Raw genomic sequence first — 15,445 nt, forward strand, 5'->3', positions numbered from 1 at the left:
AACAGAGCAGAATGAAGAAAATCGTTCTTATGAGCGTGCTTGCGCTCGGCCAGATCACACCGGCGATCGCGCAGCAAGCTGCGACGATGAACCAGGGACAGATGAGCGCGCTCGACAGCAACAAGGACGGCGCGGTCGAGCGGTCCGAGTACGAGGCCTTCATGGCGAGCGCCTTCGACAATCTCGACAAGAACAAGGACGGAAATCTTACGTCCGACGAGACGAAGCAGGCGCTGAACGCTCAGCAGTTTGCCGCCACGGATACCAACAGTGACGGCAAGATCAGCCGGAACGAGTTTCTTGATCGGGTGATGGCGGATTTCAAGACCGCGGATCGAAGCGGCGACGGCAGCCTGAAATGATGCTCGGAGCCGATGCCGACCGCCCTTGATCCCGGTCGTTCGCGGCTGGCGGGCACGGGCTTCGGCCCGGCTCTCGCGCAAGCAAAGACGGCGTGCGCGCACGCACGTCCTCATTTTCCGGTTGCAATTGCCGGGCGTTCTGTTTCTCATGTCTAAAATTCACCGGCAGCTGGCCAGCTGGCTGCCGGTGCTCATGCCGCTCTTCCTGATTGTCCCATTCGGCTTTCTGACAAGCGACCAGGTTCTCCACGCAAGCGTGCGGAAGGGGACGTCGATGACAGCGAATGGAAATTCTCGCGATTGCCCCGCCGGCCGCGTATGGCCGGCGCCGTGACGTCCAAGCCGGGGGATCTCCCGGGCTCGTTTGTTGATCGTTGTGCCTGGATAGGAGAGACCATGTTCGACCGACCTCGTTCTTTGCGTGCGCCAACGGTGGCGTTGCTTGCCTTGCTGACGGGTTCGTTTGCAGTGGGCACTGCGCTGGCGCAGGAGCAGGCCGCCGCCCAGGCGGCGACCGAAGAGGCGCCGCAACCGCTCAGCGAAGACGAGCTCGAGGTCCTCGTCGCGCGCATTGCGCTCTACCCCGACGAACTCGTCGCACTCGTGACCTCTGCCTCGCTCTACCCGCTGCAGATCGTCGAGGCCGAGCGCTTCCTCGAGGTTTCGCAGACCAAGAAGGACATAAAGCCGAAGGACAGCTGGGACGGCAGCATCGTCTCGCTGCTGAATTATCCTCAGATCGTCAAGATGATGAGCGACGACCTCGACTGGACCCAGTCGCTCAGCGACGCGCTCGCCTATCAGCAGAAGGACGTGCTCGTCGCCATCCAGCAATTGCGCGACAAGGCCGTCGCCGACGGCGTCATCAAGTCGGACGACAAGGTGGTCGTGAAGCAGGAAAACGACAACGTCGTGATCCAGGCCGCCAATCCGGAGAAAATCTACGTCCCCCAATACGAGCCGCAGATGCTCTATGATCCGGGCTATCAGCCGGCCCCGATCGCCTATTATCCCGAGCCCTATCCGAACTATTACTATCCGACGGCGACCTTCTTTGCCGGCGTGGTCACGGGTGCTGCCTTTGCCGCGGTCGTCGACTGGGACGACTGGGGCGTCTGGGGCGGGCGCTGGAACGGCGGCGATGTCGATATCGACTGCAACAATTGCTTCAACAACATCAACGGCAAGGTGAAATTCAACGACGTCGACTGGAAAAATGTCGACCGCAGCAAGATCAGCTTCGACAAGAACCAGTTCGCCAAGATCGATCGCACCTCCATGGAGCGGGACTTCAAGTCCGCGAAAGGCAACAACATCGCCAACCGGGCGAAGGTGGCCCGCACCAACGAGATCGGCGCGGCGGCAAATAGATCCGGTAGCCGGATCTCGGTCGACGATGTCCGCAAGAGCAAGGTCGAGGCGCGCCAGCGGGAAAATCTCGGGCGAACCAACGCAGCTCCTGGCGACCGCAAACCGGGCAACCAGGTCAAGCAGAGGCCTCAGGGCGACAAGATCGGCAATGCCAAGCCGGCGGCCCGGGCCGATCGCCAGGTCGCCAAGCCGAAGCCGGGCGGCAAGATCGATCGTGGCGGTGGCGGAAAACCATCCGCCCTTGGTCAGGTCCAGAGCGGACGGGTGACCAAGATGCAGTCGGACCGCGGCCGCCAGGCGCTTGGTGGCGGCCAGCGCGGCGGTGGCCAGCCGCACCGTGAGATCAGGCGTGGTGGTGGCGGCGGCGGACGGCACCGGTAACTCAAGGGAGGAGAACGAAAATGACCAAGCGCGTACATAATCTGCTCCTGTCTTCCTTTGCAGCCGCCGTGCTCGCCAGCGGCTCGGCGACAGTCGCTTCTGCGCAGGATCCCGCGGCGCACACGCCGCTCTCCGACTATGCGGCCGCAAGCGACCCGCCGGCGTTCGACACACCGGAACAGGCAGTCGATGCGTTCAAGGCCGCCGTTGGTTCGGGCGATTTCGACAAGCTCGCGAACCTGGTGGGGCTGGATGCCGCCAAGGCCAAGACCAGCGACGGGGTGATGGACGCCTACGCCGATATCCAGGCGGGCGTAAAGAAGAAGGTGGCCGTACAGGACGTCGAAAACCGAAAGGTACTGGAGATCGGCGAGGTGCTCTGGCCCTTCCCGTTCCCGATTGCCAAGGGCGACGACGGAAAATGGGCCTTCGACACCTATACCGGTCTCGAGGAGATCGCCAATCGCCTGGTCGGCCGCAACGAACTCGACACGATCGCGACGGTCCGCGCCTATGTCGAGGCGCAGGAGGAATATGCGCAGGAAGATCATGACGGCGACGGCGTGCTCGAATACGCGCAGAAGCTGATCAGCAGCGAGGGCAAGACCGACGGGCTCTACTGGCCCGCGGGCGAGGGCCAGCCACAGAGCCCTGCGGGTGAAGCGCTCGCCGATGGCGCAGTGCTTGCCAGGGCCCAGGCCGGCAAGGGCTATTTCGGCTATCGCTACCGCGTGCTGACGAGCCAGGGCGACAACATCGCCGGCGGCAAGTTCGACTACATCATCAACGGCAACATGATTGCGGGCTTCGCTCTGGTCGCCTGGCCGGTGAAATATGGCGCAACGGGCGTCCACACCTTCGTCGTCAACCGCAACGGCACCGTCTACCAGGCCGATCTGGGCGACAAGACCGAGAGTGTTGCTGAAGGGATCCGGCAGTTCAATCCCAACGACAACTGGCAGGTCGTGGAGGATTGAGCGCCATGAGCGGAGCGGACCCAGGCGCCAAGGCATCCGGCGGCGACGCGGCGGATGCCGCGCCGGCAGCTCGGCAGGGAAGGATCGCCGAGTACCTCGCGTCCCATGGCGGCCCGTTCTTCGAGCTGCAGGCAAGGCTGAAGCTGTTGCGTGCGAACGCGCTGCAGTCGGGAAAGCGGGCTTTGCTTTTCGTCGCGCTTGCCTGGGGCGTTCCCTTTCTGCTTGGCCTGCCCGACAGCCTGTCGCTCGACCATAGCCAGGGCGCCTATCTGACCGATCCGGGCGTGTGGGCAAAGTTCTTCGTCGCGATTGCCGCTTTTGTGCTGGCCGAACAGCAGGTCGAGCGCGGCCTTCGCATCAAGCTCGGACAGTTTTCGCGCGCGCCGCTCATCGCTCCGACCTCGATGCCATCAGCCGCGCGCGCGATTTCCAACGCGCTGAAACAACGCGATTCCGGGCTGGCGGAAACCGTCTGCCTGGCGCTCGCCGCGGTCGCGGCGCTGCTTTCCTTCCTGAACTTCCACACGACAGACGCCTCGTTCTGGGCCGTCGAGCACTCGGCCGAGGGCAACAGGATTACCGCTGCCGGATGGTGGTCGATCTGCGTCAGCCTACCGCTCTTCGTCTTCCTGTTCCTGCGCGGCGTATGGCGGCACCTCGTCTGGGCGCGACTTTTGCGCAAGATCGCTCAACTGGAGCTTCGTCTCGTCGCCGCCCATCCCGATGGCAAGGGTGGCCTCGGCTTTCTGTCGCAATATCCGAACGCCTACATGTTCTTCGTCTTCGGCATGAGCGCGGCGATCGCGGCAGCGGTCATGAAGCACCTGCTGCAGGAGACGCTGTCGATGACGACGTTCAGCATGATCATGAGCGGGTGGCTGGCGATCGTGATCGCCTTCTTCGCCTATCCGTTGTCGGCCTTCTCCAAGCCGCTGGCACGGCTGAAGGAAACCGGGCTGCTGATGTTCGGCGTGCAGGCGACCCGCTTCCAGCGCGCAGCAGAGCGCAAGGTGCTCGGCCGCAACGTGGCAGCCGACGCGACCGAGGAACCCGACGACGACGTGGCCGACCCCGGCAAACTGTTCGATGCGACCAAGAAGCTTTCGACCATGCTCATCAGCCGCGACGCCGTCGTGCCGGTCGCCGCCGCCGCTCTCATTCCCTTCGCCGCCGCAGGCGCGACAAGGCTGCCTTACAAGGAAGTGTTTTCTGTCCTGAAGAAGCTGTTGCTGCTGTGACGCGCGTCGCTTCGTCGGGGAGGCCGTACCCCGATCAGGCTCGGCCTGTCTGTTTGGGCCCGTTGTGGTGAGGTTCGAAACAGAAAATCCGGCTTTCCGTGGTCCAGGATTGGGAAGCGTCTTGACCTCAACTTAACTTGAGGTCTTATGAACTTGTCCGATAGAGCCAATTGCCATGTGACGGATCGGACTTCATGCACATCTCCAGACTAATTCTGCCGGCATCGGACGTCGCCAATAGTGCTGCCTTCTTTCGCGATGTCCTCGAACTGCCGACGGCCGGGAACTCCATCAAGGTGGGCTGGAGCGAAATCCAGCTGATCCCGGCCGCTGAGGGAGCGCCACACGGCGTGCACCTGGCCTTCAACGTCCCCTTTGCGCGTTTTGACATGGCCGTCGCTTGGCTGGAGGGGCGGACATTGCTCCAAAAGGAGCCGGGTGGAGACGCGTGCTTTGCCCTTGAAGGAGATTGGCAATCGAAGTCGATCTACTTCGACGGCCCCGACAATGCCGTGCTCGAATTGATCGGCCGCCGCAGGCTGATCCATCCTGCGGACAAGCGACCGTTCAGCGGCGCTGACCTGTCCTGCCTGAGCGAGGTCGGCGTTCCCTCCGATGATGTCGAGGGCATGGTGGCCGAGGCGGCTTGGACGTTCGGTGTCGGAACGGTGGGGCCAGCCTCGTCCAGCTTTGCCGCGATCGGCAATGATGAAGGCATGCTGATTGCCGTCGACCCGAACCGGCCGTGGTTTCCGCAAAAGCGTCAACGACCGGGTGCCAATGGACTGGAGATTTGGGTGACCGACGTGAAGTCACCTGGAACCGTGTCTGATGCCCAGCACGGCTGGAGCGTCCGAGCGAGATAGGGCAATCTCGGCAATCGATTGTCCGACGACAGAGTGGTACTTTCGCCGTTGGCGATCGTGCTTTTCTTTTCAAGGAGGAATGGTGCCGCTTACGTGACTCGAACACGTGACCCCATCATTACGAATGATGTGCTCTACCGACTGAGCTAAAGCGGCCCGGAGGCAGTTCCGCGGAAGCCCGCGGAACGAATGTGAGGCGCTGATAAACGCAAAGCGCCGAGATTTCAAGCCATCAGTTGCGAGAACTTGAAAATTCCTTGTTGGCTGTCGCTGCGGGTGCGGAGTGCAGGCCGAGGCGGGTGCGCGCTGCATCGTATTCGCGCTCGAGCCGGTCGACCATGCGGGCGACGGATGTCACTTCCTTGACCGCGCCGATGCCCTGGCCGCATCCCCAGATGTCCTTCCAGGCCTTGGCGCCGTCGGTCGCCGCGCCGAAGTCCATTTTCGACGGGTCGGCTTCGGGCAGATTGTCCGGATCCATGCCAGCGGCCGAGATCGAGGGCTTCAGGTAGTTGCCGTGGATGCCGGTGAAATAATTGGAGTAGACGATGTCTGCGGCGTTGCTGTCGACGATCATCTGCTTGTAGGCGTCGCTGGCGCGCGCTTCCTCCGTCGCGATGAAGGGTGAGCCGATATAGGCCATGTCGGCGCCCATCGCCTGGGCCGCCAGAATGGCGCCGCCGGTAGCGATCGCGCCCGAGAGAAGCAGCGGCCCGTCGAACCAGGAGCGGATTTCCTGGACAAGCGCAAACGGGGAAAGCGTGCCAGCATGGCCGCCGGCGCCGGCGGCCACCGCGATCAGGCCGTCGGCGCCCTTGCGGATTGCCGAATTGGCGTGACGGTTGTTGATGACGTCGTGAAGCACGATGCCGCCATAGGAATGGATGGCGGCATTAACCTCGGGCACGGCGCCGAGCGAGGAGATGACGACCGGCACCCTATATTTGATGCAGAGCATCAGATCCTGCTCGAGCCGCGCATTGGATTTGTGCACGATCTGGTTGACGGCAAAGGGAGCGGCCCGCCGGCCGGGATTCTTGGCGTCGTGGTCGGCAAGCGTCTCGGTGATCTCGGCCAGCCATTCGTCGAGCTGCGATTGCGGGCGGGCGTTCAGCGCCGGGAAGGCGCCGATCACGCCAGCCTTGCACTGCGCGATCGTCAGCTTCGGGTTGGAAATGATGAACAGGGGGGCGCCGACAACCGGCAGTCTCGTCGTTCCGGAAAGAATTGGCGGAAGCGGCATCGGTTTCTCCATCCCTCGGTAAGGCGCGCCAAATTTTTGACGTTTGCGTAAACGTCAAAACAGATAGCAGCAAGTTTGCCGCTTGCAAAGGGGGCGGTTTGGCCGTGATGTCGCCGCCTCTTTTTCTCGCAGGCGCGGCGAAGCAAAGCGTTTTCCCCGGCCTTGGCCGGTCGCGCCCGTCGCCGGACTTGCGGATTCTGGCAGCAGCGGTTACGCAATTGTTAACAAAACCAACGGCGTGCCTCCAGATTTAACCCTTATGCCCTTGCGGTTGGATCGAGAGCGGTGGTCAACCGCGGCGCGCCGGCAGGTCCAAAGCCCTGCCTACACAGAAGGACTTGATGTGAGCGGACTTGAGACTGCAATCAGAAATGCCCTTGAGCGCTCCGATCGCGCCAATGCGGAAACGCGGGCGCGCATCTATCAATCTGCCCGTCAGGCGCTCGAAACCGGGTTGCAGAAACAGGGGATCGAGGACGGCAACGTCATCGCCCAGCAGCGCCATCGGCTCGAAGCCGTCATCCATGCGATCGAAACGGAAGAGAGAGCGGCACTGAGGACGCGACAACCGGCACCTCCGGTGGTCAGCCTCGACGATGCCGCGCGGGCGCGCGGGCCGGCACAGCCACGGGTCGAGCCGCAAGTCCGGTCACCGACGCAGGCCCAACCCCAACCTCAGACCCAGGCTCCACCTCAGAGCCAGCCACAGGCCCCGGCGGCCGGTCGTCGGGAACCCGGTTTTGCCGGCGACGCGCCGCGCCAGGCGGCGAGCGATGGCGGTCTCGGTGGTCTGCGTGCCGATCGCGACGGTCCGGTGGTATCGACGCGTGCAGCCGCCGAGAGCACGGCAGATGCTGGCGAAGCTGCGAGCATCGCGCCCACGGTCCGCGGAGATACGCGCAAACGCCGGCGCAAGCGCAGCCGCTTTCTGTCCTTCACCATGGTCGTCGTCACGCTTGCCGCCGCAGCAGGGGCCGCGGCCTGGTGGGTGCAGACCAATGACCTGCTGAAATCTGCCGCCGAGCGCGACACGAATGTTGCCAATCCCCCGGCATCGGTCGCGTCGGAAGACTTCGATGGCGCGGCGGGATTGCGGACACTCGGCGCGCAGCAGGGCTTTACCGGCGATTGGGTCGAGGTCTTCACGCCCAAGGAAACCGGCGCGATCGCGCCCGGAGCGCAGGCAAAGGTCGAGCCGGTGGACGACGAAGGCGGGCGACGCGTGCAGCTGACATCGGCGGTCGCCGACGCGGAAGGGGATATCACCATCGAAATCCCGGCCGCGGTCCTGGCGGAACTCTCCGGCAAGACGTCGACACTGGCGTTGACCGTGCAGGCCGAGCCCGGCAAGACCACGGAGTTCGCGGTCGAGTGCAATTTCTCCTCGCTCGGCGAATGCGGGCGCCATCGCTTCACCGTGCATGACGAGCGGCTCGACATGCTGTTCAAGATCACCTTCGACCGTAGCCTGGCGCCGAGCTCGCCGGGCCAGATCGTGATCAACAGCGATATCAGCGGTGAGGGCAAGAGCCTCAGCCTCTACGCCATCCGCGTCCTACCGGGGCAATAAGGCCGGTCGCCAAGGCTTTCCGAGGTGGGGCGGCGGGAAAACCTGTCGGCCCCATCGGCGTCATCGGTTTTGACAGGGCAGGCGTCTATTTCAGGAAACCGGGGCCGGATCCGATGATCTTGTCATCGACCTCGCCGATCGCGCCCTTGTCCTTACCCTCGTAATCGAGCGAGGAAAGGATGTGGCGGATCAGGTTGAGCCGGGCTCGCCGCTTGTCGTTGCCGCGTACCACCGTCCAGGGTGCATGATCCGTGTGGGTCTCCTTCAGCATCTCGTCGCGCTTGGCGGTATAATCGTCCCATTTGTTGAGCGCCGCGATGTCCATCGGCGACAGCTTCCAGATCTTCAGTGGGTCGTGGCGGCGATCGTGGAAGCGTTTCAGCTGCATCTCGCGGCCGATGTTGATCCAGAATTTGAAGAACTGGATGCCCTCATGCACGATCATCTTCTCGAAGCGGGGAGCCTGCTTCAGGAACTGCTTGTGCTCTTCGGGTGTGCAGAAGCCCATGACCGGTTCGACGCCGGCGCGGTTGTACCAGGAGCGGTCGAACAGCACGAATTCGCCGGCCGTCGGCATGGTCGCGACATAACGTTGGAAATACCATTGCCCGCGTTCGGTTTCGGTCGGTTTGGTCAGAGCGACGACACGCGCCCAGCGAGGGTTGAGGTTGTCCATAGTCGCATGGATCGCACCGCCCTTGCCGGCGGCGTCCCGGCCCTCGAACAACGCCATCATGCGCTTGCCGGTCTTCTGCTGCCAGAGCTGAACCTTGACCAGTTCGACCTGCAGCTTTTCCAGCGTTTCCAGATATTCGTCGTCGTCGAGCTTCTTCTTGTAGGGGTAGTCGTCGGAGGAAAATGCCGCGTCGTCGATCCACTTCGGCAACTCGGGATTGTCGATGTCGAAAACGCGACTCTTGCCGCCGATTTCGAGTTCCACCGCGCGGTTCTCCGCCTTGTCCGCCGTATCCGTCGCTGCCATCGGTTCGCCCTTTCGGCTTGGCGCAGGGGCCCGAAAACCGGCTTCGATCATCGGAAGGATCATGCGCGTTTTCAAACTTTCGGGCCTGCGCCTGTCATCGGATAAACAAGGCGCTCGCGACCCGATTTCGTTGGAGGAGGCCATAATTGCGTTGCGGATTCAAGCCGGTCGTGAAAATCATGTCATGAAGGATCGCTATTCCTCGACCATTTTGGTCCGGGAGGAAAAGAAAGTGATTCATGAGGATGTCGAGGTGGACGGTTCGAAGGCGTTCTGGCGGAACCTGGTTCCGCGGCTGAAAGCAGAGCGCTGGCTGCTGGGGCTCACCGTGCTCCTGGCGATCCTTGCGACCGTCGCGGGTATTCATTTCCTCATTGTCCTGCCCTTCTGGATCGTTCTCGTCGCCGCGTTGCTCAACCGTAGCGCGCCAACCTCGGTTATTCTGAGCCCGGCCAAGGCGGTGGTCGCTGCCGGCCCGGCGAGCGATCCGCTGGTGCCCGCGCTGAACGCGCTCGACATGCCGGTTCTGGTGATTGCTGCCGACGAGACGGTGGTGTTCCAGAACATTGCAGCCGAGAAGGCCTTCGGGACCATTCCGCCAAACACCTATCTTGCCGCTCGGGTGCGTTCGCCCGGCATCCTCGACATGGTCCGCGAGACGATGGCGACCGGCAAGGCGAACCAGATCGAGCATAACGAGCAGTTGCCGTCCGACGCCGTCTATGTGGTGCGGGTCGCTCCGGCTGAAATTCCGGGCGACGGGCCGGTCAAGCGGATCTTCCTGCTGACCTATCGCGACATCTCTCAGGCGCGCCGTATCGACCGCATGCGCTCGGACTTCGTCGCCAATGCCAGCCACGAGCTGCGCACGCCGCTGGCATCCTTGCGCGGCTTCATCGAGACGCTCCAGGGTCCGGCGCGCAACGATCTGAAGGCGCAGGAAAAGTTCTTCGGCATCATGCACGAGCAGGCGACGCGCATGAGCCGGCTTGTCGACGATCTGCTGTCGCTGTCGCGGCTGGAGTTGCGCTCGCATATCGCGCCCGATGACCCCGTCGATCTGGCGCCGCTGCTCGGGCATGTCCGCGACAGCCTGCTGCCCCTGGCGAAGGATCTGGATGTCACCGTCTCGCTCGTGGTGCCGGACAAGCCCGTGGTCGTCCGCGGCGAACGCGACGAACTCATCGAGGTCTTCGAGAACCTGATCGAGAATGCGTGCAAGTACGGCCAGGAAGGCAAGAAGGTGGACATAATCCTGCATGGCGGCGAGGGAGGCGAGGCCGAAGTCGTCGTGAAGGACTATGGCCCGGGCATTCCGGCCGAGCATGTGCCGCGTATCACCGAGCGGTTTTACCGGGTCAATGTCGAGGCCAGCCGCTCGAAGAAGGGCACCGGCCTGGGCCTTGCCATCGCCAAGCACATTCTCACGCGGCATCGTGCCCGGCTCCTCATCCATTCAGAGGTCGGCAAAGGCACGACCTTTACGGTCCGCTTCTGACATATTGGCGCGGGAAAACCCGGGGGTGTTCACTTTTAATTAGCATTTTCAATGACATGAGCTGTCATAAATGTTTCGTCGAACTGACATAAAAGGTGTGGCCATCGGCAGCTAGTTAGGGGCAGCCGATAAGACGGCGAAGAGCGCTGCAACGCTTGGCGCACACCAACACAAGCCCATTCCGGGAGAACTTTTATGAAAGCTCTTAAACTCACTGTCGCGGCGCTGGTCGCTTCGGCCGCATTTGCCGGCGCAGCCGCCGCTCGCGATCAGGTTCAGGTCGCTGGCTCCTCGACCGTTCTTCCCTACGCCAAAATCGTCGCCGAGACGTTCGGCGAGACCTTCCCCGACTTCAAGACCCCGGTGGTCGAATCCGGCGGCTCCTCCGCTGGCCTGAAGGAATTCTGCAAGGGCGTCGGCCCTGATACCATCGACATCGCCAACTCCTCGCGCAAGATCAAGGACAGCGAAGTCGAGGCCTGCAAGGCCGCTGGCGTCACCGAAATCCAGGAAGTGAAGATCGGTTATGACGGCATCGTCTTTGCGACCGACGCCGGCAATGCCGACCTCGCCCTGAAGCCGGAAGACCTCTACAAGGCGCTCGCTGCTGAAGTCGTCGTCGACGGCAAGATCGTCGCCAACCCCTACAAGAAGTGGTCCGAAGTCAACGCCGCCCTGCCGGCCGTCGAAATCGCCGCTTATATCCCGGGCGAAAAGCACGGCACCCGCGAAGTCTTCGAAGAGAAGATCCTCGCTGCAGGCTGCAAGAACGCTGGCGCCGTTGACGTGATCAAGGCTGCCGTTGCCGATGAAAAGCAGCAGCACAGCAAGTGCGTCGCAGTCCGCAAGGACGGCCTGGCTGTCGACATCGACGGCGACTACACCGAAACGCTCGCCCGTATCGCTGCCAACAAGAACGGCATCGGCGTGTTCGGCCTGTCGTTCTACGAAAACAACGCCGACAAGCTGAAGGTCGCGACCGTCAACGGCATCGTACCGTCGACCGAAACGATCGCTTCCGGCGAGTACCCGGTTTCCCGCCCGCTGTACTTCTACGTCAAGAAGGCACATCTCGGCGTTATTCCCGGCCTCAAGGAATATGTTGAGTTCTTCCTCGACGACCAGATGATCGGCCCGGAAAGCCCGCTCGCCGAATACGGCCTCGTTGCGGCTCCGGACGCTGAGCGCGAAGAAATCCGCAAGGCTTTCTCTGCCGGCAACATGCTCTGATAATGACAAGCCCCGGCGCGATGTCTTCGCGCCGGGGCATGCCTTCATTCGATTTGCCGGCACCCATGACGGGCGATGCCGGGGAGACGTGCGGATGAGTACTTCGCTCCTTCTTTTGCTCATTATTGTTATTGGTTTCATTGCTTATTTTGCAGGCCGCGCCCGTTCGCTGGCGCAGTCCGGCGGCAAGCTCTCCAACCTTCATTCTCTGCCGGGCTATCACGGTAGCTACGTCGCCATCTGGGCGATGCTTCCGGCCGCACTCGTTCTCGGCACCTGGCTGTTCGCCGCTCCCGTCTATATCGACGGAAGCACGCGCGCGGCCTTGCCGGATACCGTCCAGAGCCAGGGCCCTGCCGCCGTGCAGCTCGCGCTCGGTCAGGTCAAATCCGTTGCCGGTGGCCTTCTGCGCCTGAGCGGCGAGGAACTCGCAGCCCTTGAGAGCGGCTCCGCCAATCTTCGCGCGACGCTCGCGTCCAAGGGCGTTGCCCTTGCTGGCGAAGGCGATCCCTACATGGTCGCCGTCGCCAAGCACTTCAACGCGATGACCGCGACCAACCGCTGGCTGATGACGGTCGCCGTTCTGCTGATCGCGATTGCCGGCGGCGTCTACGCCATCCGCAACGTCGCGACCCGCTTCCGCGCCCGCAACCAGGTCGAGCGGGTCATTCTCGGCTCGCTGATCGTCGCGTCCTCCATCGCCATCCTGACGACGGTCGGCATCGTCGCCTCGATGCTGTCGGAAGCCGGACGCTTCTTCACCATGGTCTCGCCGTTCGAGTTCTTCTTCGGCACGGTCTGGGATCCGCGGTTTGCCGCTGCTGGCAGCGGCGGCGCTTCGGGCCAGTTCGGCCTCATCCCGCTTCTTGCCGGCACGCTCTACATCGCCTTCGTCGCCATGCTGTTTGCGGTGCCGATCGGCCTCTTCGCGGCGATCTACATGGCGGAATATGCAAGCCCGCGCCTGCGTTCGACCGCAAAGCCGCTGCTCGAAGTGCTCGCCGGCATCCCGACCATCGTCTACGGTTTCTTTGCGCTGGTGACCGTTGGCCCGTTCCTGCGTGACATCTCCGCCCAGATGAACGGTCTCATGACCGGCAACTACCAGAACTTCATCCAGGCACAGAGCGTTCTGACGGCGGGCATCGTCATGGGCATCATGCTGATCCCATTCGTGTCGTCGCTGTCGGACGACATCATCACCCAGGTGCCGCGGGCACTTCGTGACGGCTCGCTCGGCCTTGGCGCCACCCGCTCGGAGACGGTCAAGAAGGTCATCCTTCCGGCAGCCCTCCCGGGCATCGTCGGCGCGCTGCTGCTCACCGCCTCGCGCGCCGTCGGCGAGACCATGATCGTGGTGCTGGCAGCCGGTGTGGCGGCCCGCATGCAGATCAATCCCTTCGAGCCGATGACGACGGTGACCGTTAAGATCGTCAACCAGCTGACAGGTGACCTCGAGTTCACCTCGCCGCAGACGCTGGTGGCCTTCGCACTCGGCATCACGCTCTTCGTCATCACGCTCGGCCTCAACATTTACGCGCTCTACATCGTGCGCAAATACCGGGAACAGTACGAATGACCGACATCGCTTCCCCGACCGTCCGGATCTCCGCCCGTCCCGCATCCGCCAAGCGCGATATCGGCATCAAGCGTCGCTATGCTGCCGAACGCCGGTTCCGCTTCTACGGCATGGCCGCGATCAGCACCGGTCTCTTCTTCCTGGCATTGCTGCTGTGGACCGTCTTTTCCAACGGCTACACCGCATTCCAGCAGACGACGATTACGCTGCCGATCGAATTCACCGAAAAGGTCATTGACCCCAAAGGCGAACGCGCGACCGACGGCAAGGTGCTGATGACCGCCAACTATCCGCTGTTGGTGCGCGACGCGCTCGTCAAGCAGCTCGGCATCGACGCCACCAAGCGGCCGCAGGTTAAGCAGGCGACCGACATGGTTTCCGCGAGCTCCCGCACGCTCCTGCGCGACATGGTCGCCGCCGACCCGTCGATCATCGGCAAGACGGTTCCTGTCACGCTGCTGGCCGAGGCCAACATCGACTCCGCCTTCAAGGGCCAGATCGATCTCTCGGTCGATGAGGGCAAGCGCAAGGTCAAGGACCAGCAGGTCACCTGGATGAACGAGCTGGCGAGCGCCGGCATCCTGAAGAAGAGCTTCAACACCGGCATCTTCACCTTCGGCGCCTCCAGCCGTCCCGAAGCGGCAGGCGTCGGCGTCGCTGCCCTCGGCTCGCTCTACATGATGCTGATCGTGCTGGTGCTGTCGCTTCCGATCGGCGTCGCCGCCTCGATCTACCTCGAGGAGTTTGCGCCGAAGAACCGGCTGACCGACCTGATCGAGGTCAACATCAACAACCTCGCGGCCGTTCCGTCGATCGTCTACGGCCTCCTGGGTCTCGCCGTCTTCATCAACTTCGCCGGCATGCCGCGCTCGGCAGCCGTCGTCGGTGGCTTCGTGCTGACGTTGATGACCCTGCCGACGATCATCATCGCCACCCGTGCGGCGTTGAAGGCGGTCCCGCCGTCGATCCGCTCGGCGGCCCTCGGTCTCGGTGCGTCGAAGATGCAGACCATCTTCCACCACGTGCTGCCGCTGGCGATGCCGGGCATCCTGACCGGCACCATCATCGGTCTTGCCCACGCGCTTGGTGAAACCGCGCCGCTGCTCCTGATCGGCATGGTCGCCTTCGTCGTCGATTTTCCCGGTTCGCCTATGGAACCGTCGACGGCACTGCCGGTGCAGATCTACATGTGGGCCAACGAGGCGGAACGCGCCTTCGTCGAGCGCACCTCCGGCGCAATCATCATTCTTCTCATCTTCCTGGTCGTCATGAACCTTGGAGCCATTCTGTTGCGACGTCGCTTTGAGCGCCGCTGGTAGTGAGGTAATTACTATGAACATCATGTCAGAAGCAGCAGTCGAGAAGGCTCTGGATCAGAAAATGAACACCGTGCCCTACAAGATGATCGGCAAGGATGTGTCGGTCTATTACGGCGAGAAGCGTGCGCTTTTCGACGTCAACCTCAACATCCGCGAGAACACGGTCACGGCGCTGATCGGTCCTTCGGGTTGCGGCAAGTCGACCTTCCTGCGCACGCTGAACCGCATGAACGACACGATCGAGAACTGCCGCGTCACCGGCAAGATCACGCTCGACGAGGACGACATCTACGACCCGACGATCGACGTCGTCGAGCTTCGCGCCCGCGTCGGCATGGTCTTCCAGAAGCCGAACCCGTTCCCGAAGTCGATCTACGACAACGTCGCCTACGGCCCGCGGATTCACGGCCTTGCCCGCACCAAGGCCGACTTTGACGAAGTGGTCGAGACCAGCCTGCAGAAGGCCGGTCTGTGGAACGAGGTAAAGGATCGTCTGCAGGAGCCCGGCACCGGCCTTTCCGGTGGTCAGCAGCAGCGCCTCTGCATCGCGCGTGCCGTCGCCGTCAGCCCGGAAGTCATCCTCATGGACGAGCCGTGCTCGGCTCTCGATCCGATCGCGACCGCCAAGGTCGAAGAGCTCATCCACGAGCTGCGCACGAACTTCACGATCGTCATCGTGACCCACTCGATGCAGCAGGCCGCCCGCGTTTCGCAGCGCACCGCCATGTTCCACCTCGGCAATCTCGTCGAGGAGAACGACACCGACAAGATGTTCACCAATCCGGATGACCAGCGCACCCAGGATTACATCATGGGCCGCTTCGGCTGA

13 protein-coding genes and 1 tRNA gene are annotated in these 15,445 nt (G+C 62.8%); 11 read left to right on the forward strand and 3 right to left on the reverse strand.

The genetic code is table 11. The features are described 5' to 3' along the window. The first annotated feature begins 11 nt into the window (after positions 1 to 11). The 5 genes from IB279_RS02265 to IB279_RS02285 all read left to right on the forward strand — a co-directional run bounded on the left by IB279_RS02265 (position 12) and on the right by IB279_RS02285 (position 5,195). Complete coding sequence (locus IB279_RS02265) at positions 12 to 362, forward strand: EF-hand domain-containing protein (protein ID WP_090295034.1); 351 nt, start codon at positions 12 to 14, stop codon at positions 360 to 362. Between the two features lie 396 nt (positions 363 to 758). After that, positions 759 to 2,114, forward strand: coding sequence for a DUF3300 domain-containing protein (locus IB279_RS02270; protein WP_192338965.1), 1,356 nt, complete (start codon positions 759 to 761; stop codon positions 2,112 to 2,114). A gap of 20 nt (positions 2,115 to 2,134) precedes the next feature. Continuing rightward, positions 2,135 to 3,091, forward strand: coding sequence for a DUF2950 domain-containing protein (locus tag IB279_RS02275; protein WP_113187512.1), 957 nt, complete (start codon positions 2,135 to 2,137; stop codon positions 3,089 to 3,091). A gap of 5 nt (positions 3,092 to 3,096) precedes the next feature. Then, on the forward strand, positions 3,097 to 4,329 hold the full coding sequence (locus IB279_RS02280) for a hypothetical protein (protein WP_113187511.1): 1,233 nt from the start codon (positions 3,097 to 3,099) through the stop codon (positions 4,327 to 4,329). Between the two features lie 194 nt (positions 4,330 to 4,523). Then, the gene (locus tag IB279_RS02285; protein WP_113187510.1) at positions 4,524 to 5,195 is read left to right on the forward strand and encodes a VOC family protein; all 672 of its coding nucleotides are present in this window, start codon (positions 4,524 to 4,526) and stop codon (positions 5,193 to 5,195) included. Positions 5,196 to 5,275: 80 nt separating this feature from the next. Here the strand turns inward: IB279_RS02285 and IB279_RS02290 are convergent. Next, a tRNA-Thr gene (locus IB279_RS02290) sits at positions 5,276 to 5,351 on the reverse strand. Positions 5,352 to 5,427: 76 nt separating this feature from the next. Beyond that, positions 5,428 to 6,438 carry a nitronate monooxygenase family protein gene (locus IB279_RS02295; RefSeq protein WP_113187538.1) on the reverse strand — a complete coding sequence of 337 codons (1,011 nt, stop codon included), beginning with the start codon at positions 6,436 to 6,438 and terminating at the stop codon, positions 5,428 to 5,430. A gap of 343 nt (positions 6,439 to 6,781) precedes the next feature. Between IB279_RS02295 and IB279_RS02300 the strand changes: the two genes are divergently transcribed. Then, the gene (locus tag IB279_RS02300; protein WP_113187509.1) at positions 6,782 to 8,008 is read left to right on the forward strand and encodes a biotin transporter BioY; all 1,227 of its coding nucleotides are present in this window, start codon (positions 6,782 to 6,784) and stop codon (positions 8,006 to 8,008) included. Between the two features lie 85 nt (positions 8,009 to 8,093). Here the strand turns inward: IB279_RS02300 and ppk2 are convergent, their stop codons facing one another. Further along, entirely contained in the window at positions 8,094 to 8,990 is an 897-nt protein-coding gene (ppk2, locus tag IB279_RS02305) for a polyphosphate kinase 2 (protein ID WP_034797604.1), read from the reverse strand. A 232-nt stretch (positions 8,991 to 9,222) separates the two neighbouring features. On the opposite strand from ppk2, the gene phoR reads away from it, so the two are divergent. The 5 genes from phoR (at position 9,223) to pstB (ending at position 15,445) form a co-directional block, all read left to right on the forward strand. After that, positions 9,223 to 10,488: a phosphate regulon sensor histidine kinase PhoR gene (gene phoR, locus IB279_RS02310; RefSeq protein WP_113187537.1), complete on the forward strand. Its 1,266-nt coding sequence runs from the start codon at positions 9,223 to 9,225 to the stop codon at positions 10,486 to 10,488. 195 nt (positions 10,489 to 10,683) lie between these two features. Next, complete coding sequence (locus tag IB279_RS02315; protein ID WP_034797176.1) at positions 10,684 to 11,718, forward strand: substrate-binding domain-containing protein; 1,035 nt, start codon at positions 10,684 to 10,686, stop codon at positions 11,716 to 11,718. A 94-nt stretch (positions 11,719 to 11,812) separates the two neighbouring features. Continuing rightward, positions 11,813 to 13,297 (forward strand): phosphate ABC transporter permease subunit PstC, encoded by a 1,485-nt coding sequence (gene pstC / locus IB279_RS02320; protein ID WP_113187536.1) that lies wholly within the window; start codon positions 11,813 to 11,815, stop codon positions 13,295 to 13,297. Next, positions 13,294 to 14,616, forward strand: coding sequence for a phosphate ABC transporter permease PstA (pstA, locus tag IB279_RS02325; protein ID WP_034797174.1), 1,323 nt, complete (start codon positions 13,294 to 13,296; stop codon positions 14,614 to 14,616). Before pstC ends, pstA begins: the two co-directional genes overlap by 4 nt. A gap of 13 nt (positions 14,617 to 14,629) precedes the next feature. Next, the gene (gene pstB / locus IB279_RS02330; protein WP_034797173.1) at positions 14,630 to 15,445 is read left to right on the forward strand and encodes a phosphate ABC transporter ATP-binding protein PstB; all 816 of its coding nucleotides are present in this window, start codon (positions 14,630 to 14,632) and stop codon (positions 15,443 to 15,445) included.

It is taken from the genome of Ensifer sp. ENS06 (assembly GCF_014852205.1).
In the GTDB taxonomy this organism is placed as follows: domain Bacteria; phylum Pseudomonadota; class Alphaproteobacteria; order Rhizobiales; family Rhizobiaceae; genus Ensifer; species Ensifer adhaerens.